This window comes from Kitasatospora sp. NPDC058444 (assembly GCF_042721415.1).
Classification (GTDB): Bacteria; Actinomycetota; Actinomycetes; order Streptomycetales; family Streptomycetaceae; genus Kitasatospora.
The window spans coordinates 15,821-37,659 of the sequence record NZ_JBHXLL010000050.1 but is presented as its reverse complement, the minus strand read 5'-3'; the positions used below and the strand labels follow the sequence as shown (position 1 = coordinate 37,659).

21 protein-coding genes are annotated in these 21,839 nt (G+C 73.4%); 12 read left to right on the top strand and 9 right to left on the bottom strand.

Features of this window, described 5'->3' with window-relative positions:
* The first annotated feature begins 41 nt into the window (after window positions 1–41).
* On the top strand, window positions 42–872 hold the full coding sequence (pflA, locus tag ACFWP2_RS34085; protein WP_380458772.1) for a pyruvate formate-lyase-activating protein: 831 nt from the start codon (window positions 42–44) through the stop codon (window positions 870–872).
* A 310-nt stretch (window positions 873–1,182) separates the two neighbouring features.
* Here pflA and ACFWP2_RS34080 read toward each other — a convergent pair whose 3' ends face one another.
* Window positions 1,183–1,641 (bottom strand): MarR family winged helix-turn-helix transcriptional regulator, encoded by a 459-nt coding sequence (locus tag ACFWP2_RS34080; protein WP_380458770.1) that lies wholly within the window; start codon window positions 1,639–1,641, stop codon window positions 1,183–1,185.
* A gap of 110 nt (window positions 1,642–1,751) precedes the next feature.
* On the opposite strand from ACFWP2_RS34080, the gene ACFWP2_RS34075 reads away from it, so the two are divergent.
* The gene (locus tag ACFWP2_RS34075; RefSeq protein ID WP_380458768.1) at window positions 1,752–3,023 is read left to right on the top strand and encodes an alpha/beta hydrolase; all 1,272 of its coding nucleotides are present in this window, start codon (window positions 1,752–1,754) and stop codon (window positions 3,021–3,023) included.
* Window positions 3,024–3,140: 117 nt separating this feature from the next.
* On the opposite strand, the gene ACFWP2_RS34070 is transcribed toward ACFWP2_RS34075, so the two are convergent.
* Both ACFWP2_RS34070 and ACFWP2_RS34065 read right to left on the bottom strand, forming a co-directional pair.
* A complete protein-coding gene (locus ACFWP2_RS34070) occupies window positions 3,141–4,781 on the bottom strand; it encodes a CocE/NonD family hydrolase (RefSeq protein WP_380458766.1) in 1,641 nt (546 codons plus the stop codon).
* A gap of 231 nt (window positions 4,782–5,012) precedes the next feature.
* Window positions 5,013–6,215 (bottom strand): hypothetical protein, encoded by a 1,203-nt coding sequence (locus ACFWP2_RS34065; RefSeq protein ID WP_380458764.1) that lies wholly within the window; start codon window positions 6,213–6,215, stop codon window positions 5,013–5,015.
* 277 nt (window positions 6,216–6,492) lie between these two features.
* Between ACFWP2_RS34065 and ACFWP2_RS34060 the strand changes: the two genes are divergently transcribed.
* From ACFWP2_RS34060 to ACFWP2_RS34050, 3 genes are read left to right on the top strand one after another with little or no spacing between them, the layout of a single operon-like run.
* On the top strand, window positions 6,493–7,335 hold the full coding sequence (locus tag ACFWP2_RS34060; RefSeq protein WP_380458762.1) for a hypothetical protein: 843 nt from the start codon (window positions 6,493–6,495) through the stop codon (window positions 7,333–7,335).
* A complete protein-coding gene (locus ACFWP2_RS34055; RefSeq protein ID WP_380458760.1) occupies window positions 7,332–8,018 on the top strand; it encodes a hypothetical protein in 687 nt (228 codons plus the stop codon). The genes ACFWP2_RS34060 and ACFWP2_RS34055 overlap by 4 nt, the downstream gene beginning before the upstream one ends.
* Window positions 8,015–8,968 (top strand): RimK family alpha-L-glutamate ligase, encoded by a 954-nt coding sequence (locus ACFWP2_RS34050; protein WP_380458758.1) that lies wholly within the window; start codon window positions 8,015–8,017, stop codon window positions 8,966–8,968. The genes ACFWP2_RS34055 and ACFWP2_RS34050 overlap by 4 nt, the downstream gene beginning before the upstream one ends.
* Before the next feature lie 47 nt (window positions 8,969–9,015).
* Here the strand turns inward: ACFWP2_RS34050 and ACFWP2_RS34045 are convergent, their stop codons facing one another.
* The 3 genes from ACFWP2_RS34045 to ACFWP2_RS34035 form a co-directional block, all read right to left on the bottom strand.
* Complete coding sequence (locus tag ACFWP2_RS34045) at window positions 9,016–10,206, bottom strand: CapA family protein (protein WP_380458756.1); 1,191 nt, start codon at window positions 10,204–10,206, stop codon at window positions 9,016–9,018.
* Between the two features lie 160 nt (window positions 10,207–10,366).
* Window positions 10,367–11,365: a hypothetical protein gene (locus tag ACFWP2_RS34040; protein ID WP_380458754.1), complete on the bottom strand. Its 999-nt coding sequence runs from the start codon at window positions 11,363–11,365 to the stop codon at window positions 10,367–10,369.
* A 154-nt stretch (window positions 11,366–11,519) separates the two neighbouring features.
* Window positions 11,520–12,386 carry an SAM-dependent methyltransferase gene (locus tag ACFWP2_RS34035; RefSeq protein ID WP_380458752.1) on the bottom strand — a complete coding sequence of 289 codons (867 nt, stop codon included), beginning with the start codon at window positions 12,384–12,386 and terminating at the stop codon, window positions 11,520–11,522.
* Between the two features lie 333 nt (window positions 12,387–12,719).
* Between ACFWP2_RS34035 and ACFWP2_RS34030 the strand changes: the two genes are divergently transcribed.
* A complete protein-coding gene (locus ACFWP2_RS34030; RefSeq protein WP_380458750.1) occupies window positions 12,720–13,136 on the top strand; it encodes a hypothetical protein in 417 nt (138 codons plus the stop codon).
* Between the two features lie 204 nt (window positions 13,137–13,340).
* Here ACFWP2_RS34030 and ACFWP2_RS34025 read toward each other — a convergent pair whose 3' ends face one another.
* The gene (locus tag ACFWP2_RS34025) at window positions 13,341–13,664 is read right to left on the bottom strand and encodes a plasmid stabilization protein (RefSeq protein WP_380458748.1); all 324 of its coding nucleotides are present in this window, start codon (window positions 13,662–13,664) and stop codon (window positions 13,341–13,343) included.
* Between the two features lie 172 nt (window positions 13,665–13,836).
* Here ACFWP2_RS34025 and ACFWP2_RS34020 point away from each other — a divergent pair, with 172 nt between their 5' ends.
* The 4 genes from ACFWP2_RS34020 (at window position 13,837) to ACFWP2_RS34005 (ending at window position 16,538) form a co-directional block, all read left to right on the top strand.
* A complete protein-coding gene (locus ACFWP2_RS34020; protein WP_380458746.1) occupies window positions 13,837–14,109 on the top strand; it encodes a DUF2087 domain-containing protein in 273 nt (90 codons plus the stop codon).
* A 125-nt stretch (window positions 14,110–14,234) separates the two neighbouring features.
* The gene (locus tag ACFWP2_RS34015) at window positions 14,235–14,561 is read left to right on the top strand and encodes a PadR family transcriptional regulator (protein WP_380458744.1); all 327 of its coding nucleotides are present in this window, start codon (window positions 14,235–14,237) and stop codon (window positions 14,559–14,561) included.
* Complete coding sequence (locus ACFWP2_RS34010) at window positions 14,558–15,466, top strand: hypothetical protein (RefSeq protein ID WP_380458742.1); 909 nt, start codon at window positions 14,558–14,560, stop codon at window positions 15,464–15,466. The genes ACFWP2_RS34015 and ACFWP2_RS34010 overlap by 4 nt, the downstream gene beginning before the upstream one ends.
* Before the next feature lie 205 nt (window positions 15,467–15,671).
* On the top strand, window positions 15,672–16,538 hold the full coding sequence (locus ACFWP2_RS34005) for a DUF4184 family protein (protein ID WP_380458740.1): 867 nt from the start codon (window positions 15,672–15,674) through the stop codon (window positions 16,536–16,538).
* Window positions 16,539–16,696: 158 nt separating this feature from the next.
* On the opposite strand, the gene ACFWP2_RS34000 is transcribed toward ACFWP2_RS34005, so the two are convergent.
* A complete protein-coding gene (locus ACFWP2_RS34000) occupies window positions 16,697–16,864 on the bottom strand; it encodes a hypothetical protein (RefSeq protein WP_380458738.1) in 168 nt (55 codons plus the stop codon).
* Window positions 16,865–17,469: 605 nt separating this feature from the next.
* On the opposite strand from ACFWP2_RS34000, the gene ACFWP2_RS33995 reads away from it, so the two are divergent.
* Complete coding sequence (locus ACFWP2_RS33995) at window positions 17,470–19,446, top strand: ABC transporter ATP-binding protein (RefSeq protein WP_380458736.1); 1,977 nt, start codon at window positions 17,470–17,472, stop codon at window positions 19,444–19,446.
* Window positions 19,447–19,548: 102 nt separating this feature from the next.
* On the opposite strand, the gene ACFWP2_RS33990 is transcribed toward ACFWP2_RS33995, so the two are convergent.
* Window positions 19,549–20,517 carry an LGFP repeat-containing protein gene (locus ACFWP2_RS33990; protein ID WP_380458734.1) on the bottom strand — a complete coding sequence of 323 codons (969 nt, stop codon included), beginning with the start codon at window positions 20,515–20,517 and terminating at the stop codon, window positions 19,549–19,551.
* Between the two features lie 407 nt (window positions 20,518–20,924).
* On the opposite strand from ACFWP2_RS33990, the gene ACFWP2_RS33985 reads away from it, so the two are divergent.
* Entirely contained in the window at window positions 20,925–21,728 is an 804-nt protein-coding gene (locus tag ACFWP2_RS33985) for an ADP-ribosyltransferase (RefSeq protein WP_380458732.1), read from the top strand.
* Window positions 21,729–21,839: the final 111 nt, after the last annotated feature.

The following is a 21,839-nucleotide window of genomic DNA, read 5'->3' as shown; positions in this document are numbered from 1 at the left end:
GACCACGGGGCGCCGGCGCCGCCGTTCCCGGAGGCCCCACCATGGACCGAACCGACCTCCCCGTCCGCCCGCTCGGCCTTCCCCCGACGGGCGCCACCCCGGCTGCGCCGGTGACCCCGGCCGTCGTGGGCACCCGTCGGCCCGCCGGGGGAATGCTGCACTCCTGGGACCTGTCCACGGGCGTCGACGGGCCCGGCACCCGCTTCGTTGCCTTCCTGGCCGGCTGCCCGCTGCGCTGCCTGTACTGCCACAACCCCGACACCCGGTACACGCGCGACGGCCGACCCGCCTCCGCGGAGGACATCGTCCACGAGGCCGCCAAGTACACCGACTTCATCCGGGCCTCCGGTGGCGGCGCCACCGTCAGCGGAGGCGAACCGCTGCTCCAGCCGGTCCTCACCGGAGAACTGCTGCACCGCTTCAAGCACGAACTCGGCCTGCACACCGCACTGGACACGTCCGGGTACCTCGGTGCTCGTGCCACGGACGCCCTGCTCGCCGACACCGACCTCGTCCTGCTCGACATCAAGTCCTGGGACCGCGCGCTCTACCGCCACGTGACAGGGCGGGAACTCGCCCCCACCCTGGAGTTCGCCCGCCGCCTGGCAGACCTCGGCACCGAGGTCTGGGTTCGCTTCGTCCTTGTACCCGGGCTCACCGATCCGACCACGAACGTCGAGGGCGTGGCCGCCTTCGCCGCCTCGCTCGGCAATGTCACCCGGGTCGACATCCTGCCCTTCCACCGGCTCGGCGCCCCCAAATGGCGGGCGCTCGGCCTCGACTTCCCCCTGGCCGACACCCCGGCGCCCAGCCCAGAGCAGGTCGCAGAAACCCGCGCGATCTTCGTGGCGCACGGCCTGAACGCCGTCTGACGCCGGCCCTTCGGGGAGGATCCGGCCGCGCCGGTGGGACGGTCGACCCGATGGGCGCGTGGTGGAATCGGGACGGCCGGGGTTCGGCGGAACCGTTCTGGGCGGCGGCCCGGAACGGTGGCCCGGAGCGACCCGCCGAGGTCGCCTCCACCAGCCGGACGGCGCCGGCGGAGGCCAGGGTCATCAGTCCGGCGCTGAGGTCCATCCCCCGATGGTGCCGGTGGCAGCATGTGATGAACCGTCGAAGTCCGGGATCGAAGGGCGATCCGGAGGTCCCGGGCGCGGTGATCGGAGCGGCCCGACCGTGGCCTCACAGCCGGTCGTAGACGGCGGACAGTCGTCGCAGTACCTCGGTGGCGCGGTCGAGGGCGGCGTCGTCGTAGTCGTTCAGGTCGGTGTGCAGGGCCTCGGTCAGCGCCTGCTGGCGCTGGTCGTGCCGGGCCCGGCCGGTGTCGGTGAGGGCGACCAGGACGGTGCGTTTGTCCTCGGGTTGGCGGGTACGGGTGACGTATCCGGCCGTGACCAGGCCGTTGACCAGTTGGGTGGTGGCGGCGCCGGTGGTCTCGGTGGCGGCGGCGAGCCGGCTGATGGTGAGCGGGCCCTGTTCGGCCAGCGTGCGCAGTGCCCGGGCGTGGGTGAGGGAGAGCGCGCCCGGGGTGCGGGTGGCGCGTCCGCGCAGCCGGGCGTCGGCGGCGCTGAGGCGGTAGGCGGCGCGGGCCAGGCGGTCCAGTGCCCGGGCGCGGTCGTCGGTGGGTGGCGTCTCGGCCATGGTCGGTCCTCCTCGGTGGGTTGACAGGAGCCTAACCTCGGCAGTTAATAGATAAGTACTTATTCATTAAGTGCTTAGCCAAAGGCTGATGGATCCCAAGGAGGAGACCCATGACCATTCGTTCGACCGGCCAGAGCTGGGCCCTGGACACCGCCCTCGCCCAGGGCGGCTTCGACGCGCTGCACCCCGAGGCCGTCGGGACCATGGAGCAGCTGGGCCACGACCACACCGACTTCGCCAAGGTCTTCGCGCTGGTCAGGAGCGGCGCGATGCTGCCCAAGGCGTGGGCGACGGTGGCCGGCCAGGCCGAGGAGCGCGCCGCCCACCACGAGCGCGGCGGATTCGCGCAGACCGCCGCCGACCTCTACCTGAGGGCGGCCGTGATGTGGGGCCGGGCACAGTACTCGATCTTCGACGCGGCGGATTCGCGCAAGACGGCCATGCGCGAGCGCGCCAACCACTGCGTGGAGCGGCTGGGCGCGCTGCGCGAGGGCCGGGTGCGGCGGGTGGAGCTGGACTTCGAGGGCTCGCGGATCTTCGCGCTGCTGCACCTGCCGGCCGGGCCGGTCGAGAACGCGCCGGCCGTCATCCTCGGCCCCGGGATGGACATGATCAAGGAGGACTACATCTGGGCGGCCGAGCGCTACTACACCTCGCGCGGCATGGTCGCGCTGTCGATCGAGGGGCCGGGCCAGGGGGAGAGCCGCGCCGGCGGACTGACCGTCGACCTCGGCAACTACGAGCGGGCGATCGGCCGTTACCTCGACCACCTTGCCGCGCTCCCCGAGGTCGACGCCGACCGGATCGGCATGTTCGGCATCTCGATGAGCGGCTACTGGGGATCCCGGGCCGCCGCCACCGACCGCCGCCTGGCCGCGCTCGCCGCCTTCGAGGCCGTCACCGGGGACTTCGCGACGATCTTCGAGCGCGCCCAGCCGACCTTCAAGAACAACTACATGTACATGGCCGGGTACACCGACGAAGCGGCCTTCGACCGCGACCTCGTCCGGCGGATGCCGCTGGGCGAACTGGTGGCCGACATCACCTGCCCGGTGCTGTACGGGATCGGCGAGTTCGACGAGCTCACCGACCTCGGCCAGGCCCTGGAGAGCTTCGAGCGGGTCCGGGCGCCGAAGGAACTGCGGGTCTACGAGGACGAGTTCCACCCGCTCGGCGGAGTGGCGGCCGAGGTCTTCCGGTTCGGGGCGGAGTGGCTGCAGCGGGCCCTCGCCGGCGAGTTCGCCGAGCCCGGACGGGACGTGCGCCACTACGTCCACCGTGACGGCCGCACCACCGACGGCAGCGCCGACCCCACCTGGTGGCTCGGCGCCGCTCCGACCGCGCTCAGCGGCATCCGGCTCACCCGGGCCCGTCGGGGCTGAGCCCCGCGGACGCCGCCGTCGCCTGCGGGCGGGAGCGGCGGAGGCCCCGCCATCGGGCGGGGGCCTCCGAGCGGTTCGGTGCGTCCCGCGGTAATCGCGGCCCCCGGGTGCCCGGGCTCAGCGCACCGGCAGGGCCAGGTCGGCGGGGTCCGCCGGGGTGGAGGTGAAGGTCACGCTGCTGCCGAGGGGAGTCGTGCCGCCGTAGAGGGAGTCGCGGGTGCCGAGGACCAGGGCGAGGTGGTGGCCGGGCGGGACGTCGTACGCGGTGGCGAAGAGGGTGACGTCGAGCGGGAACGGCCGGCCCGGGGTGCGTCCGGTCCAGCTCTGCGGGCCGTGGGAGATCAGCCGGCCGACTCCGAGGGCGTCCACGTCGTACAGGTAGGCCACGGCCGTGCCGTCGGGGCCGGAGGCGGTGACGGTGGTGTGCAGCCGGGCGGCGCCCCGTACCGACAGGCCCTGCGGGTACGGCTGGGACTGCCAGACACCGGCGGCCGGGCGGGCGAGCAGCGGGACGACCACGGTGGGCGGTCGGCGCAGGGCCTGGTCGACCACGCCGGACAGCAGGGCGACCCCGGCGTTCGCGCCGGACGGCAGGCCGCCGACCACGGTCCTGCGCCATTCTCCGGTGGCCGGGCCGCCGAGGGTGTCGGTGCCGACGCCCAGGTGGTCGGTGCGGGTGGCGGCGGACTGCCAGTCGGGGTGGCTCTCGTGGCGGCCGGTGGGACGGACCTCCAGGTCGACCGGCTCGTCCCGGCCGCCGCCGGCCGGGGCGGGGGCGCCCTTGAGGTGCTGGTCGAGCCAGGAACGGGCGCTGTCCCAGGCGGCGTTGGGGAGCCCGAGCAGGCCGGTGAACTCCTGGCTCGCGTGGTCGCCCGGACGCAGTTCCAGGCGCTTGGGTACGGTCAAGCGCTGGTAGAAGTCGGTGATCTGGCCGGGGTTGAAGAAGCTGTCGCCCCAGGCGTTGGCCAGCAGGACGGCGGTGCCGTTGGCGTTGATCCGGTCCACGTAGCGCGCCGGGGAGCGGGTGTCGGCCCAGCGGATGACGTCGGGCAGGTCGCGGTCGGCGAAGAGGTCGTCCAGCACCTGCGCGAATTCGGGGCTCTTGCGGCCGGTCGGGGCCTGGATGCCGGCGAGCACGGCGGCCGCCTGGAGGTGTCGGGTCTGCCCGCTGTACAGCGAGTCGGTGAGGTCGGCCCAGCCGCTGAGCGAGGCGACGGCCTTGATCCGCGGGTCGAAGGCGGCGCCGAGCAGGGTGAGCCCGCCGCCCAGGGAGAGGCCGACCATGCCGACGCGCCCCGGGTCGGCGGGGGTCTGGGCGAGGGCCCAGTCGATCACCGTGGAGATGTCGCCCACGTCCGTGGGCCCGGCCACGTCGACCTCGCCGCCGGAGGCCCAGAAGCCGCGCACGGTGTAGGTGACGACGACGTACCCGTCCTCGGCCAGGGCGCGGCCCTGGGCGACGTACTCCAGGTCGTTCTGGCCCCAGCTGGCCGGCTGCACCACGAGCGGGTAGCGCCCCTGCGGGTCGGCGCCCGGGGTGCCGGCGGGCGGGGTGAAGACGTCGGCCTTGAGGACGACGCCGTCCTTCGCGGGGATGTCCGCCAGCCGGAACGACCCGACGGTCTGCGCGGCCCGGACCGGCGCCGCGGGCGCGGCCGCCACCGCGGGCCGGGCGACGGCGCCCGCGCCGAGGGCGACCGCCGCGGCGATCACCACGCTCGCCGTCCGTCGTGCGCTGCTCCGCCTGGACCGTTCCATCGCTGCTCCCGTGCGTTCGAACTGCTTGACTGCGGGAGCCTAACGATCTGACGGATCCTCAGGGGAGGTGGTGATCAGCCAAATTACTGGCCGGTAATATGGGTGCTGGCTCTCGACCTGAAGGACAGGCGGAGGCGTCCCCGATCATGGCGGAGGGTCGGAACCCCGTGATCGCCGACGCCTGTTCCGCCCTCCGGTCGAGAGCTCCGCGCGGGCTGGGTGCGCGGATTCCTACGCGAACGTCATGGCGGCGCCGATGGTCGCGTTCAGGCCGGCCGTGACCCACGGGTCGGGGGACGGCCCGCGGACGGGGCCGAAGTGGACGGGGCGGGGGCCGTTGGTGCCGCAGGCCGGGTAGCCGTCGACGTCCGAGATGGCCACCGAGCTGCCGGGGTTGGAGAACCCGGTGGCGCTGATCGCCTCCGTGCTCTGCCACAGTCCCGCGGAGGACAGGTGGGCGAGGGTGATGGAACCGTCGGCGGCGACGTAGCCGACGGTGGTGCCCGCCGCGTTCTTCGCCGCTGAGACGACGGCCCCGTCCGGGACGCTGCCGGCCGGGGCGGTGGTGTTCGCCTGGAGGGAACCGATGCGGCCGGCCCCGGTGTTGACCGTCGCCTGGTTGAGTCGCCCGTCACGGCCGGCGAAGAACACCGACACGGTGCCGGAGGTGGTTCCGGGGGCCACCGCGATGCCGCCGCCCGGTCGGGCGCTGCCCGCCGGGGCGACGGTGTAGGTGGCCATCCCGCCGGTGGCCTGGGACGTCCAGCCGACGGTCACCCCGCCGGTGTCGCCGATCGTGAAGATCCCGGCGCGGCCGGAGACGGCGAAGGAGGCGGCCTCCGAGGACGGGTAGGCGGGGGCGGGGAGTTGGCGCCAGTCCACGGTCATCGGGAGGCACGCGTCGTTGAACTGCGTGGCCGCCGCCGGGGCCGCCAGTGTCGCCGGGGTGGCCGGGGCGGCCGTCGGTGTCGCCGCCGCTGTGGAGCCCGTCCAGGTGCCGGTGGCCAGGGTCAGCCGGGTTCCCGCCCACGCGGCGGTGATCCGCCCGCCGGGCTCGGCCGAGGCCGGGGCGCTGATCGAGAACGGCGCCGAGGCGGGGGAGTCCGCGCAGTACTCGTACAGCGAGCCGTCCGTCGCGGCGAAGTAGACCGCCGGCCGGTGGCCCGGCACCCGCACCGCCGCCACCCGCGCGCCCGGCGGGGCGAGCGCGGCCGGCCCGCGCCGCGCGGCCGCGCTCCAGCTGCCGGCGGTGTCCGAGTACTGGTAGCTCCACAGACCCCCGTCGTCCCCGATGTAGTACACCTCCGCCTCGCCGGCCGCCGCCGAGGCGGACGGTACCGGCCCCGCCAGCAGTGCGGCCGTGGCCAGGACCAGCAGGCTGAGCAGCGCCCGTATCCGCTGCGCCGGCGGTCTGCGCACTTCGCCGTTCGACATGGCTCGTTCCTCCCCAAGTAGGCTGTGAGGCAGGCAGTTTGACAGGACTGCCGCCGTGCTTCCAGGGGTCGGGAGCGATCGGATCGGCGGCGTGCCGGACTCACGACCGAGAGCAGCGGCCTGACCACCCCGTTGGTCGCGTTCGACACCGCCCCTCAGGCGACGACGGCAGCGCGTCGCCCCCGGCATCGGGCGGATCTGACCTACCCTGACGATGGATCGCATCCGATCGATTCGGCGGATTCACCCCGTTCCTGACACACCATCCGAGGGTCCGATGCCTGAAATCCCCGACTTCCCCGAAGAGCTCGCCGACCAGCACCACCACTGGCACGACCCCTCCGCCCACCCCGGAGCGGGACCCGGCCGAACGCACCCGGCCGGCACACCCGGCGGCGGCCTGGAGTTCCTGACCTTCCACCGGAACTTCGTCGCCCAGTTCCACGCCTGGTACGACCCCCACACCTTCACGACCGCGCCGTTCGACGACCCCGTCCAGAAGGTCCAGCTGGTGGCCCCGTGGCACAGCGTGCCCACCGAACTGCGCAAGAGCGAGTACGGCTGGGACTCCTTCGACGGCGACGCGCAACGCCTCGACTCCGGCACGCCCGACTTCGCGACCGCGGACGAACTCGGCACCTTCATCGAGCTGGGCATCCACAACAACTTCCTGCACGGCGCCGCCGCCGCCGAGTACAACGAACCGGTCCTGGCCTCGTTCCACTCGCCGCACATCACCCAGTTCTACGGCATCCACGGCCTGGTCGACTACTGGTGGGCGCAGTGGCAGCGCCGCCACAAGATCCGGGTGAAGGAGCTCCTCAAGGAACAGTCCGTGGAGGTCGACCTGAAGCAGCTGCGGGACACCGCGGTGATCGGCGACGACCTGCACAAGCGGATCGACGACGTGAAGCGGAGCGGGCTGGAGAAGACGGCCGTGTCGGAGCTGTCCGACGGCATCCTCGACGGGATCGACCCGGAGACCCTGCGGAGCATCGGCGACCGTCTGACCCGCCTGGAGCGCCAGGCCTTCCCCGGCAAGGCCTTCGTGGGTGCCCCGCTCCGGCCCCGGGTCGGCGAGGTCTCGCCCCTGCACGGCGAGGCGGACGACCACCGGTGATCGCCATCGTCGCGTCCGCCGTCGACGACGAGGCCGCGGCCCTGGCCCGGCGGTGGGCGCGGCACGACGCGGCGGTGATCACCCCGCTCGACCTGTCACGGCCCGGCTGGCAGGCGGAGGTCGGCGGCGGGCCGGGCACCTTCGTCGCCGCCGGCATCCCGCGCCCCGCCGACGAGCTGACCGGCGTGCTGGTGCGCCTGCCGGCCGTCCCGCCCCGCGAACTGGTCGGCGTGGTGCCCGAGGACCGGCCGTACGCGGCGAGCGAGAGCACCGCGATGCTCTCCTGGTGGCTCGGTCGGCTGACGTGCCCCGTGGTCAACCCGCCCACGCCGACCTGCCTGGTCGGGCCGCCCCGCTCCCGGCTGGAGTGGCTCTGCCACGCCGCCCGGCTCGGCATCCCCACCGCCTCCGGCCGCTCCGACGGTTCGCGGAGCCGTGCGCCGCGGTCGGCGCCCGCGCCCCGGCGCCACCACGACCGCGCGCTGGTGACCGTGATCGGCGGCCGGGCCCGCTCGGGTCCGGCGGCCCCCCGACCGGCGGCCGAGGCGCTGGCCGCCGACGCCGGCCTGCCGCTCCTGGGCGCCTGGTTCCACACCGGGAGCCACGCCCTCAACGCGGTGACCCTCGTTCCGCCCCTCACCGAACGGGCGGTGCTGGCCGCCCTGGAGGAGACGCTGTCGTGATCGCCCTGTGGGGCCCGGCCGACGACCCCGTCCTGGAGCCCGTCCACCGGGAGCTCCTCGCGCGCGGGCTGCCGGTGCTGGCCGTCGACCCGCGCCGGGCGCCGGCCGACTTCGCCTTCCACGCCGGGGGCGCGGAGGCCGGGCCGGCGGTGGACGGCCACATCGCCGGCGTCCCGCTCCGCCGGATCAGCGCCGCCTACCTGCGCCCCCACGGAACCGCCGACGTCCTGCAGGCCCAGGGCTGGACGGCGGACTCCCCGCAGGCCCGTGACCTGGCCGCCTTCGCCGAGGGCTTCCTCGCCTGGACGGAGACCACCGACGTGCTGGTCGTCAACCGGCTCAGCGCCCAGGCCTCCAACACGAGCAAGCCGGGCCAGGCGGAGGCCATCCGCACGTGCGGCTTCCCCGTACCGCCCACCCTGGTGACCACCGACCCCGCCGCCGCGCGCCACTTCCTCGACCGGCACCCCCAGGCCGTGGCCAAGTCCGTCAGTGGCGTGCGCTCCATCGTCCGCCGCCTCGACGCCCACGACCTGGAGCGGCTGGAGGACGTGCGCCACTGCCCCACCCAGTTCCAGGCCTACGTCCCGGGCACCGACTACCGCGTCCACGTCGTCGGGGACCGCGTCCTGGCCGTCCTCGTCCACAGCGAGGCCGACGACTACCGGTACGACATCCGGACCGAGCGCATCCCCGTCACCCTGCCGGAAGAACTCGCCGACCGCTGCCGCGCCCTGGCCCACTCCCTGCGCCTGCCGCTGGCCGGCATCGACCTGCGCCGCACCCCCGACGGCCGCTGGGTCTGCTTCGAGGTCAACCCTTCCCCCGGCTTCACCTACTTCGAGGACGACGGCGGCGGCATCACCCGCGCCGTCGCCGACCTCCTCGCGGCCCGAACCGCGGCCCGAACTGCGGCCCGTACCCGAACCGCGGCGGGCGCCGGGGCCTGAGGGCGGCGGCCCGTCGAGCCGGGAGCGACGGACGGATGCCGTCCCGGTCAGGGCGCCATGGTCAGCCCTGCCGAGGCGCCGCCGCGGCTCAGCACGACCGAGCGGATGTGGTCCAGGGCCCGGGCGTAGTCGGCGCGGCCGGGGTCGTGCCGGACGGCCTCGGCCAGGTCCAGGACTCGGTAGGGCGGACCGAGGTCCGTCAGCTGCGGGACGAACTCGGCCTTGGTGACGGCCCAGCGTTGTCCGGCCTGCGTCGGTGGCGAGAAGGTGAACCGGGCGATCGAGCTCCAGTTCCCGCGCGGGTCCTCCGCGCCGGTGTGGTTGAACATGTGTCCGGCGAGCTGGTCGCCCAGGCCGTAGACCGTCCAGGTGTCGTTGATCCTCTCGTACGCCTGCGGGATGTGGGCGTGGGTGCCGAGGACCAGATCGATGTCGGGCCGGCCGGGGCTCTGCTCGGCGGCCAGGTCACGGGCGAGTGCGAGCTGCTGCTCGTTCGGGGCGTCCTGCCACTCGGTGCCCCAGTGGAGACTGACCACCACGATGTCCGCACCGCGCTCCCGGGCCGCCCTCGCGTCGGCGAGGATCCGCTCCCGGTCGATCAGATTGACCGCCCAGGGCCGCTCCTGCGGCAGCGGGATGCCGTTGGTGCCGTAGGTGTAGGCGAGCTGGGCCACCGTGGCGCCACCTGCCGTGAGCAGCGCGGGACCGCCCGCCTCGTCGGCGCTGCGCGCGGAGCCCGTGTGCTTCAGGCCGACGGCGTCCATGGCGTCGAGCGTGCGCCGGATGCCGTCCGGCCCGTCGTCGAGGGTGTGGTTGGAGGCGGTGTCGCAGGAGCTGTATCCGGCGTCTTTGAGTGCCCGGGCCACCTGCGGGGGCGACTTGAAGGACGGGTAGCCGGTGAAGGGGCCGCCGTCGGCGCCGTACACCGTCTCCATGTGGCAGATGGCCAGATCGGCGGCACCGACGACCGGTTTGATCCCGGCGAACATCCGGGTGAAGTCGTAGCCGTCGCCCCCGGCGTCCTCCTTGGCCTGCTGGATGATCTCGGTGTGCGGCAGGACGTCCCCCGTCGCGACCAGGGTGAAGGCCCGTGGTCCCGGCGGGGTCGGCGTGGCCGCGGAGCCCGGGTCCCGCGTCGGCGACGGCGTGTCCTGCCCCTCCTGTGGTGCCCCGCACCCCGGGAGGGCGAGCAGCAGGGCGGTGGCGGCGGTGAGAATCTCTCGGCGCGGAAATCGCATGCTCGGCTCGTCCCATGATCGGCTGGTGTGACGGTCCGACTATGCGAGCCGTCGGCCGGACGATGCGGAACCCGCGCCCTGAGATCACCCGGCGGGGCCAGCCGACGTCGCGCTGATCATTCACATGCGACGGATGCCTCGCCCCCCGAATCGCACCTGGTCACTGGTTGTACTGGAGGTGCGGGTGGTCGGGTGAGGCCGTGCAGACGTACAGCTGGAGGCTTCCGCTGCGGCCGATGCCGAGCTGTGTGGACATGGCCGGGCCGAGGTAGTGCACGCCGGTGTAGCCGGACTCCTCCACCGGCCGCCAGCTTCCGCTGCCGCCGTCCCACTCGTTGCCGTTGAGCGTCAGTAGCGGTCGGACGTCGGAGCCGCATGCGGGGCAGGCCATGGGGAACGGGTCGCTGAAGCTCCACGGGGCGTGGCCGCCCGTCTTGCAGCCCGGGGCGACGGCGAGGTCGTACTGGTAGACGAGGCCCTGCTGGTCCTCCCAGGAGTGGATCCGGTTCCTCAGCTCCTTCGGCAGCTCGTGCGGGGCCGGGTACTCGGTGGCCGTCTCGGGGTGCAGGACGCAGACCGCGGGGAGATATTCGTCGTTGCCGATCACCGACGGCTGCGGGGCCGTGGCCGGGTCGAGCGGGTCGGTCACGTCGGCGGCGGTCCGCCAGCGCAGTTCGGTGCGGGGCAGGCAGTCCTCGTCGTCGTGGTCGAACGGGCACCACAGCACCTGCAGCAGATCAGCGCCGTCCGGGCAGGGCAGACCGGGCACGTCGGCGGCGTAGAGCTGGGCCACCGGCACCATCGGGAGCGGCCCGTTCTGGGGGATCTTCGCGCCTTCGTGGACGCGGTCCAGCGTCGCGCGCTCCTCCGGGCTCAGCGGGTCGCCGCCCTGGTCGGGGCGGCGCCCCAGCTCGGCGACGAGCCGGCGGCCCAGCCGGATGTCCTCGGGAGAGGCGCCGAACTGCCAGGGGCCACCGTGCTCCGGGCAGGTGGGCCACGGCTCCCGCTCCGGCCACAGCAGGGGGCCGCCGATCGAACTGTTCGCCGCGGTGGGTTCCCCGGCACGGGGGTGAAGTCGGACGGTCACGCGCGCCATCGGTGCGAGCTCGGGGAAGTGAGCGGTCACGTCGACCGGACGGGGAGGAGTGGTGCGGATCATGATCAGGAGGATAGGTGCCACCGGTGACACCTCCGCCGGTCGGGTGGGACCGACCCGTCAAAGTGCCTTCGGCACAAGGCTGTTGCCGTTCCCGTGGCGTGACCACCTGCCGGTGATCACGCCACGGATGCTGATGCTTCCGACTCCGCGAGTGTCAGGGCTTGACGGCGACGGCCGCGTAGAAGGAGACCTGGGCGTCGGTGACGGTCGCGGGGAGGTCGTCCGTGGGGGCGTCGGTTTCGTCGCCGTGCCAGCGGTGGGCGGGGACGATGCCGGGGCTGAGGAGGTCGAGGCCCTCGAAGAAGGTGGCGAACTCGGCCTTGTGGCGCAGGCGGAGGGAGGTGCCGGCCTGGTTGTAGATCTCCTGCACCTTGGGGGCGCCGGCCGGGTCGAGTTCGGCGGTGGCGTGGGAGAGCACCAGCGCGGAGCCGGACGGCAGCGGGTCCAGGAGGTGCTTGACGATGGCGTGGGCGTCGGCGAGGTCGGGGACGAAGTGGAGCAGGGCCACCATCGACAGGACCACGGGCTGCGTGAGGTCGAGGGTCGCTGCGACCTGGGGAGTGGCCAGGATGGCGGCCGGGTCGTGGACGTCGCCGTGGACGTAGGCGGTGCGGCCCTGGGGGGTGCTGGTCATCAGGGCGCGGGAGTGGGCCAGGACGACGGGGTCGTTGTCGGCGTAGACCACACGGGCCGCCGGTTCCACGGCCTGGGCCACCTCGTGGAGGTTCGGCGAGGTGGGGATGCCGGTGCCGATGTCCAGCCACTGGCGCAGGCCGCGCCGGGCCAGGGTCCGGGTGGCGCGGTGCATGAAGGCGCGGTTGGCGTGAACCGCGGTGCGCATGGTGGGGAAGACGGTCAGGACGCGTTCGGCGGCCTCGCGGTCGACCGCGAAGTTGTCCTTGCCACCGAGGAAGTAGTCGTACATCCGGGCGCTGTGCGGAATGTCCTGGCGTATGTGCAGGGCAGCCGATTCATCTGATCCGAACTCGGCGGCCGTCGCAACGGTCTCGTCGGTGCTCATTCCCTGCCCCTTCATTGGTGATCATGCCAGGCCCGCGGCATTCTAGCCAACTCGCCTGTGTCGCGCGGGAAGTCCGCCTGATCCCCTCGGCCGCACGGCCGCGACGACGGCCCGACCGCCGCCGATGCCCGCCGGACCGGTGCGATCGAGCCGTCGGACCGGTGCGATCGTGCCGTGGGGCCGGACATCGGCCGACCAAATCGCTTACTGTTACGGAGTGGTGACGTTTCGTCCACAACCTGAGTGCGGGCCGGAGCGTCTCCACAGATGACAGAGCCCGAGTCGCACCGATCGTGCCTTCGGGCCGGATCCTCCCCGGAAAGGGGTGCACCCGTGATCGTCTCCAAGCGGAACTCCCTGCGCCTGGCCGCCGTGACCACCCTCAGCGCGCTCTCCCTCGCCCTCGCGGGCACCGCCCTGGCGGCCGCCCCCGTCTCCCAGCCCGTGTCCGACTCCCAGCCCGCGGCCGCGGCCGCGCAGGCCGGCATCACCGCCAAGCCGTCGCTCTCCACCGTCCTGGCGTGGGAGCTGTTCCGCATCACCGGCACGACCACCGGCCTCGCGGCCGGAAGCACGGTGACCCTGCAGCAGAAGCAGAACGGCGCGTGGGTCACCCTGCCCGCCTCCGTCACCACGGCCCGCGACGGCTCCTACAACCTCGGCGTGAAGCTCGGCATCAAGGGCCTGAACGAGCTGCGCATCATCAGCGGAAGCACCGCCTCGCCCGTGTTCACCGTGACCGTGCGCTGATCCTCGGTCCGCGGCACCGGTCTGCGGCACCGGTCCGCGGCTCCGGCCCGTGCGGCCTGCCGAGGTGCCCGGCCCTGACGCCGGCGACCGCTTCGGCGGGCCCGCACGGGTCCCGGTGCGGTGCACGTTCGGCCCGGCGGCGAGAGGCGCGCCGGGCCGTGCGCTGCTCGGGGGTCGTCCAGCGCACGGGGACCGGCCGCCGGCTCAGTGGCCGAGCGCGCTGGCGAGCTGCTTCTTGTTCATCTTCGAACGGCCGTGGATGTCGCGCTGCCTGGCCTCGTTGTAGAGCTGTTCCTTGGTCGGCCCCTCGGAGCCCGAGTGCGAGCGCAGGCCGCCGCGCCGGGAGGAGGAGATGTCGTGGGTCGAGGAGCGGCTGGCGGTCTTCGACTCGCCGTGCCGGGCCCGCTCCTTGTTCACGGTGCGGGCGGCGATCTCCTTGGCCCGCTTCTCGCTCTCGCCGCGGTCCAGGGCGCTGTCCTTGATGTGTTCGTACTGGCGTTCACGCTTCTTGTTCGAACCGGCGGGCATGACTTCCTCCTCGGTCCGGTGGGGACGCCCGGGCGTGTACCCGGAACGCCGGGCTTGATTCGCTCGGGCCGCCGGGCGGCGGTCAAAACCGGATGACCCACGGCACTGCGGTCTGGCAGCCTCACGGGAGGAAGTGCCGAAGTGCCGCCGACGACCCGCACAGGAGCGAACGATGTCCGAGCCGCCCGCGAACCTGGCCGCCCTGTTCCGGGACGGCCGGCTGACGACCATCCCGCGCAGGACGGGCCCCCGTGCCGCGCTGCTCGACCACCTCGCCGCCACGCTCTTCGAACCGGCGCGGGAGTACGGCGAGCCGGAGGTCAACGAGGCCCTGCGCACCGTGCACGACGACCACTCGGCGCTGCGCCGCTATCTGGTGGAGAGCGGCCGGCTCACCCGCACCCGCGACGGCCGCAGCTACCGGCGCGCGACCGGTGACGCCTGAGCGGGTCGGGCGGCGGTTCCTGAGCGGGCCGGGCCGCGACGCTCCGTTCGGGCGGCCACGACACCGGCAGCCGCGTTGAGATGCTCCGGCGGAGTGACTATCTTCGTCGGGTGAGTGAGCGCGCTATGCAAGAGCCGACCGTGATGGTGATGACAGCCCTCGCCGACGCACCCCGGCACGGATACGCCATCGCGCAGGAGGTCAAGGCGATGACCGGCGGCCGGGTCGCGCTGCGCACCGGCGCTCTGTACGGGGCCCTGGACCGGCTGCTGGCCGACGGCATGATCGAGGTCGACCGCGAGGAGATCGTCGACGGCCGGGCCCGGCGGATCTTCACCCTGTCCCCGGCGGGGCGGGAACGGCTGGCGGCGGAGGCCGAACGGCTGGCCGAGACGGCGCGGGAGGCCAGCCGCCGGCTGTCCGCCGCGCGGCCGTCGCCGTCCGCCACGTGATCGACCACGTGGTGCGGCTGTATCCCGCCGCCTACCGGCAGGCCCACGGCGAGGAGATCGCCGCGACCTTCCGGGAGATGACGGCGGGCGAGCCGTGGGGCACGCGGCTGCGCGACGGTGCGGGCCTGGCCGCGCACGCGCTGCGGATGCGGCTGGGACCGGGACCGGCGGCTCCGGCCGCACGGATCCTGGGCCTGGCCTACCCGTTCGCCCTGGCCGCCGCTGCCGCCGCGTGCGGGCTGCACCTGCTGCGCTGGTACGCGAGCCTCCTGGCCTCCCCGGCCCCGCTGGGACTGCAGCTCGGAGTGGACCTGTCGGGGGCGTGGGGCGTGCTGCTCGTGTCGTCCCTGTCGGTGTTCGTGGGGGCGGCGTCGGCGCTGGCCGGGCGGTGGCGGGCGGGGGTGCCGTGCACGGTGGTCGGGCTGCTCTCCCTCGCGGTGGCCGCGGTGGTCAGCGGGCCGGCCTTCGGCGACCCGGTCGCCACTCCGGCCGCGGCGGTTTTGGCGGCGGCCGTGGTGCTCGCCTGCCCGCCCGACCGGCGGGTGGAGCGCGGTCGCGCCGGACCGGCGGCGGGCATGGCGGGTGCGGTGATCGCGCTCGTGGTCGTGCCGCGGGCGCTCATCGATTCCCACGCGGTGCCGTGGGTCAGCACCGACTACGGGTGCTGGCCGCTGCTCGTCCTCGCCGCGGCCGGGGTCGCGCTGACCTGGCGCGGCGGATCGCGGGGCGGGCGCGAGTCGGTGGCGATCGTCTTGGCGTCCCCGCCGCTGATGGCCCACGCCTGCGTCACGGCGTGGGGTGACTCGACCGCCGTCGCGTGCCTGGTGGCCGTGGTGTCGGTGGCCGTGGCGGCCATGCTGCTCGCCGGTCGGCTGCGGCGGACCGGGGCGCGTTCCTCGGTCTGAGCGGCCGTCATCCTGAGCGCCCCCGTCGGCCTGAGCCGTGCCCGTCAGTCTGGGCAGCGCCGGTCATCCTGAGCGGCCGTCGGTCGGGGGGCCTGCCGCTGCCGAACCTCGAAGGTGGAGACGGTGGGCTCAGTCGCACCCTTGATAGTCCGTTTGACGTAGCATTCCGTTCGGCGGACTATTGGGTCCGCGCGAGAGGATGCCCATGCCGTTCACCCTGTCCCACCCCGCGGCCGTACTGCCCTTGCTGCGGCGGCCCTTCAGCCGAACGGCGCTGGTCGCCGGAGCCGTCGCACCCGACCTGCCCTACTTCCTCGCCACCACGGGACTGCCGGTCAGCGCGCAGTCCTGGTACGAACCCTTCGCCAATGCCACCACCACACACGGCGTTTCGGGCGTCGTCACCGTCACCCTGCCGTACGCGCTCCTGCTGTGGGCGCTACTCCGGGCCGGCTGTCGCCCGCTGGCGTCCCTGCTGCCGAGGTCCGTCTCGCTGCCGCTGCCGCTGCCGCTGCCGGGGCCGGCCGGTGTGCCGGTCCGACGGGCCGGCTGGGTCGTCCTGTCCGCGTTGATCGGCATCGCCACCCACCTGGTGTGGGACGCCTTCACCCACGTGGACGGCTTCGTGGTCACCCGCACGCCCTGGCTCGCCTCGACGTCGGTGGGCGGCCTGACCTGGGCGCGGGCCCTGCAGCACGTGAGCACCATCGGCGGCCTGGCCGCCATCGCGCTGTACGCGTGGCGTGGACGGAACCGTCTCCTGACAGCGCCCGAGCCGGATCGCCGGCGGCCGGCAGGCGGTCCGCGCCGCCAAGTCCTCCTCGCGATGGGCCTGTTCACGGCCGCCGGAGCCGTCGCCCATGCCTGGCGGTGGCTCGCAGGCCCGGAAGCGGAGAGGGGCGGGCTGTCCTCGGCCGGACTCGCCGAAGGCGTGCTGTCCGACGCGGCGAAGGGCGCGGGCGCGGGCCTGATCGTGGCCCTGACCCTCTACGTCCTCGCGTGGTGGATCCGTCATGCCGTCACCGAAGCCCGGTCCGGGCGGGGCGGCGCCGGCCCCGTTCACGGCGATTGACGGGACGTCGCTCGATCGACTCACCGGGTACGTCCGCGATCCGCCCGGGTACCGCGTTCTCGCGACGTCCGGCCGGCTCTCGTGGTCTGCTGAGCCCCGGGGAACCGCCCGGGCCCGACCCGCCCCCGCCGAGCCGCCATCGAACCGGCATGATGCGCTCAGTGCTTCGCGGCGCCCTGCGCCGCCGGGGACCAGGGGGCGGCCCAGAGCGGGATCACCTGGACGGTGACGGCGGAGCCGTGGGCCGGGGTTTCGGTGGTGCGCCCGGCCGCGGTGGCCGGTCCGGTGGTCGTCGGGAAGGCGGTCACGCTGTTCACGGTGGTCATGCTCGGCAACATACCGGCGGGCACTGACATCAGAGCCGGGCCGGGCGGCTCCGCGCAGCCCCGTCCGGCTTGCCTCCTGCCCGAAACCTGGTCGGGCGGCTGACCAGCCGATCGGGTGATTCCGGCGGCGGCCTCGCACCGCCCGGCGTCCTCACCCACCACGACGTCCGCCGCCCCCGCGAACCCGGCCGAAAGCCCGCACTCGAACAGGCTCTCGCCGCCTGCGCACTGGGCTCCGCCACCCTCCCGATCCTGTGCGCGAGCGACCGGATCACGCCCCGGGCCGCGCGCGGAACGTGCTCGAAAAGTCCCCGTTCGACCCGGGCTCGCCCGGAGGCGAATCCGCTTGAACGCCGTCTTCGAACAGCACCATCATCGGACGCCATCCGCCCGCAACGACCCCCGGAACACCGTCAACTCGGCCTGAGGAAAGCCAACTTGGCATTCCACTGCCTGGCCGGGAACCGGCGCTTCCGCGCGTCCGCGCACCGCTCCGCGTCTGGAGGATCTGTGGCCTGTCACCCCACCCCGGCGATCCACGTCCCACCCCTCACGGCAGCCCCGGTGGCCCCGGTGGCCCTCGTGTCGAGCAAGGAGGTGAACGTTTGAGCACCACGACCACGACCACGACCACGGCCACGACCACGACCACGACCGCGGCGGCCTCGGCCGAGGCCGCCGACGAGGAACTGCGGTGGCTCGCCGACGGACGCCGCATCGAGGCGATCGAGGCGATCAGCGTCAGCGCGATGGCGCGCCGCCTGCCCGCGCTCGTCGTCCGCGCGTTCCGCCTCGGCTGGCGCATCGACCGCACCTCCGTCGCGCTGCTGCTGGTCTGCCAGGCCGTGTCCGCGGTACTCGGCGCGGCCGGCCTGTTCGCGACCACCGGCACGATCTCGGCGCTGTTCGGCCCGGGCCGGGTCGAGGACAAGCTCACCCATGCGGCACCGTCGATCCTCGTGATCGCGGCGGCGGCCGGCGCCCGCTCCCTGCTGGGCATCACCATCCGCACCATCACCATCCACCTGTCGCCGCGCATCTCCCGGGAGGCGGAGGCCGCCGTGCTGCGCGCCACCGTCGCGGCCGAACTCACCGCCTACGACCACGCCGGCTACAACGACGAGCTGGAAGCCGCGGACCGCGGCGCCGAGGTCTGCGTGGACATCGTCGGGGAGGCGCAGAACCTGCTCGCCTCCCTCGCCTCGCTCCTCGGCGCGGCCGGCGTGCTGACCGTGCTCCACCCCGCCCTCCTGCCGTTGCTGGTGCTCGCGGCGCTGCCCCAGGGGATCGCGTCGGTGCACGCCGCCCGGGTGCAGTTCCTGGCGAACCGGGCCGCGATCGGCGACCGCCGGATCATGGCCAACCTGCGCTGGTACATCCACCTCAAGCGCAACGCCGACCAGGTCCGCTCCGACACCATGGGCGAGTTCCTCCTCACCAAGTACGACCAGGTCGGCCGGCGGCTGGACGCCACGTCGCGACGGGCGGCGAGGCAGAGCGCCCGGGTGTCGGTGATCGGGGCCGCCGCCTCCGGCCTCGGCAGCGCGGTGGTGTGGGCGGCGATGCTGTGGCTGGTCAGCACCGGCCGGATGAGCCTGCCGCGCGGCGGCGCGGCGGTGTTCGCCCTGACCGCGGTCGGCACCAGCCTGCGCGGCATCGTCGGCTACGGCGCGGACCTCTTCCGCACCGGCATGTACCTGGACGACTGGTCGAGCTTCCTCGACACCGCCGGCGGCCACCGGCCCGAACGCGGCACCGACGTCCCCGAGGCCCCGCGGCGGATCGCGGTGGAGAACCTCGACTACGCCTACCCCGCCTCCGACCGCAAGGCCCTGGACGGGGTGAACCTGCACGTCGAGCGCGGCGAGATCCTCGCCCTGGTGGGGGAGAACGGCTCCGGCAAGACCACCCTCTCCAAGCTCCTCGCCGGGCTCTACCTACCCGACGCCGGATCGGTGCGGTGGGACGGGCGCGACACCCGCGACCTCGACCCGCACGCCCTGTGGCGCCAGGTCGCCGTCGTACCCCAGGACTACGCGCGCTGGCCGCTCACCTGCCGCGAGAACATCACGCTGGGCCAGCCCACCGCCGAGGGCGACGCGGCGGTGCTGCGCGCCGCCGACGCCTCCGGCGCGGCCGACGTCGTCGCCAAGCTCCGCCGGGGCCTGTCCACCCTGCTGGCCGTGGAGTGGATGGGCGGCGAGGAGCTGTCCGGCGGCCAGTGGCAGCGCCTGGCCATCGCCCGGGCGTTCCACCGCGAGGCGGGACTGCTCGTCCTGGACGAGCCGACCGCCGCCCTCGACCCGCGCGCCGAGCACCGGATCTTCCAGAACCTGCGGGCGGTCGCGCGCGAACGGGCGGTCGTCCTGGTCACCCACCGGCTCACCAACGTGGCCGTCGCCGACCGGATCGTGGTCCTCGAAGACGGAAAGGTCCTCCAGGAGGGGACGTTCGCCGAGCTGGTCGCCGACGAGGCAGGCCGGTTCAGGGAGCTGTGGGACCTGCAGAACGAACGCACCGGCCTCCCGGTCCAGCGGGCCCTGCCGGGCCGGGCGGACGAGGAGACCGGGGTCGGCGGATAGGGGGCGGCATCCCGGAGTCCCCGGGCCGTGTCCCTGAGGGGCATGGCCCGGGCGGCTCCCCCCGGGGGCGGCGCACCATCGCTCGCCCCCGCGCAGCAGCTGTCAGTCCCAGTTGCAGTGGTGGATGGCGACGGCGAGCGGATTCATCGCCCTGTCCCAGGAGATGTTCGGCCGGTTCGACTCGAAGTCCCAGCTGATGCCACCCAGGTAGTGCCCGAAGATGTTGTACGAGTAGCGGGCGTGGCAGGCCATCTGCTCGTAGACGGACGAGCCCTGGTCGGCGGTGAGCATGGAGGACGGATAGGGGACGGTGTTCCAGATCTGCCGCCACAGTTCGTCGTAGTTGGTGTCGGCGTCGTCCCAGCCGGCTTTCGTCGGGTAGGCCGACACCGTCAGCACCGAGGTCCGCTCGTCGATGACGACCCCCACCTTGTTGATCCAGGGCGCGGAGGTGTCCGCCCGGAATCCCGCGCAGTAGCCGTGCTCCGGGCAGCCCTCCACGTCGGGCACGGAGTCGGTGGTGTACCAGAGCTTCGCCCCGGGCTTCCCGGAGAACGTCTGGTAGGTCTGCCGCAGACCCGCGTCCCACTGCTCGTCGCCGGTCGGGTAGCCGAACGCGCCGGCCTCCCAGCCGAGTTTGCCCCACAGGCCGCCGATCGTCTCCCGCACCGGGTGCGCGCCGTTCGAGAGCGTCGGGTGCCAGTAGACGGTGCCGCCCTGGAACTGCTGGCGCTTGCCGGTGTTGTCGGGGTTGGTGAGCTCGTCGCTGAGCGGGTAGCGGAGGGAGCCCGCCTCCCAGCCGGTCTGGCCCCACTTGTCCCCGATGGCGCCCCAGACCGGGTGGGCCTTGGTCACCGGGCTCCAGTAGACGGTGCCGCCGTGGAACTGCTGGCGCCTGCCGACGCCGTCGGGGTTGGCGAGTTCGCCGTCGACGGGGCAGCCGAGCGGCGACGACTCCCCGCCCAGCTCGACGTACTTGGCGAGGATGTCTCCGCCGACCTCCTGCCCGCAGAACGGTTGCGCGGATGCCGGTGCCGTCGGCAGGGCGACGGACAGGCAGGCTGCTGCCATGGCGACGGCCCCGGCCCTGAAGGCCCGGTACGTCCACGATCGGATGGGTCGGATGGAGCGTGCCATGCTGATTCCCCTCGCCTGTACGACGGGCGCTGCCCGTGCTCCGTACCGTCGACTCGCAACGGTACGGAGCACGGCCGGCCGGCAGGATTGGAAGACCGGAACTGTCCCACGTCGGAACGCTGTTGACTGTTGGTGACTGCCGATGGCCATCCGGTCGTGTGCCCACCGGGGGAGAGGGTGGTCCGGTTCCGGATCGGTGCGGCGCACGGCGCGGCCGACCGACGATCCCGTCAGGACCGGAGGCCGGCGGCCGGGCGGGGGTGTCAACCAGGGCTGCGGACACGCCCTTGATCGGGTGAGTTGCGGCACCTCCGGACCGACGGACGGCCAGGGTAGCCGACGTGATCAACATTCGAATCCGCACCGCCGCCGGCGCAGTCGCCCTCGCCTGCGCCGTCGTGCTCACGCCCGAGATGCCGGCCGTCGCCGCCCCCGCGGCCGCGACCGGAACCGCGCCGTTCAGCTGCCTCGACCCCAGCGGGGAGGCGCTTTGGAGCGGCCCCCAGTGCGACGGCGTCATCGTCCACGAACTCGGCACCGAGGCCGTCGCCATCCTCCTGGACGGGCGCCGGATCGACTTCGCCGACGAGGCCGAACTGCGCGCCGAGGACTGTTCCGGGCGGTCGGCCGTCACCCTGCCCGCCGGCATCTTCGAGAACCTCCCCCAGGGCCCGGACCCGCTGTACGCCGCCGTGGACCGCCGGGTGGACGTACCCCGCATCACTCCTGCACCGCCGCACTGGCGCAAGAACTGCCACCCGCTCTTCCGCTCGGACGGCCGCGATCCGTCCGTCATCTTCGAGCAGGGCTTCGCCCCGAAGGACACCGTCAACGGCCAGTACGACGTCACCAGTTACGTCCTGCAGAACCAGTCCTCGCCGTACGTCAGCACCACCTACGACCCCGAGCTGTACAAGAAGTGGAAGAAGGTGCCCTGGGATTACTTCATCGACGCCCCCGGCGGCATCGACGTCAACAAGACCATCGGCGACCAGCACCAGTACGCCGACCAGCTCGAAGTCGCCTTCCCCGGCGGCGTGGACCGGCACTTCATCCGTCGGGCCTGCCCGGTCGAGCGGGCCACCGCCTCCCTGGTCGAGTCCGGCTGCGTGGACAACCCGCACTACCAGCCCTGGCTGCACTGACCGCAGGCCGTCCGCCGTCGCCCGGCCCGGGTGTCTCGTCCTCCTCTCCGTCGTCGGAGGCTTCCGATCGCGCGACTGATGCCGATGAGAAGCAATCGGTGTGAACACGGC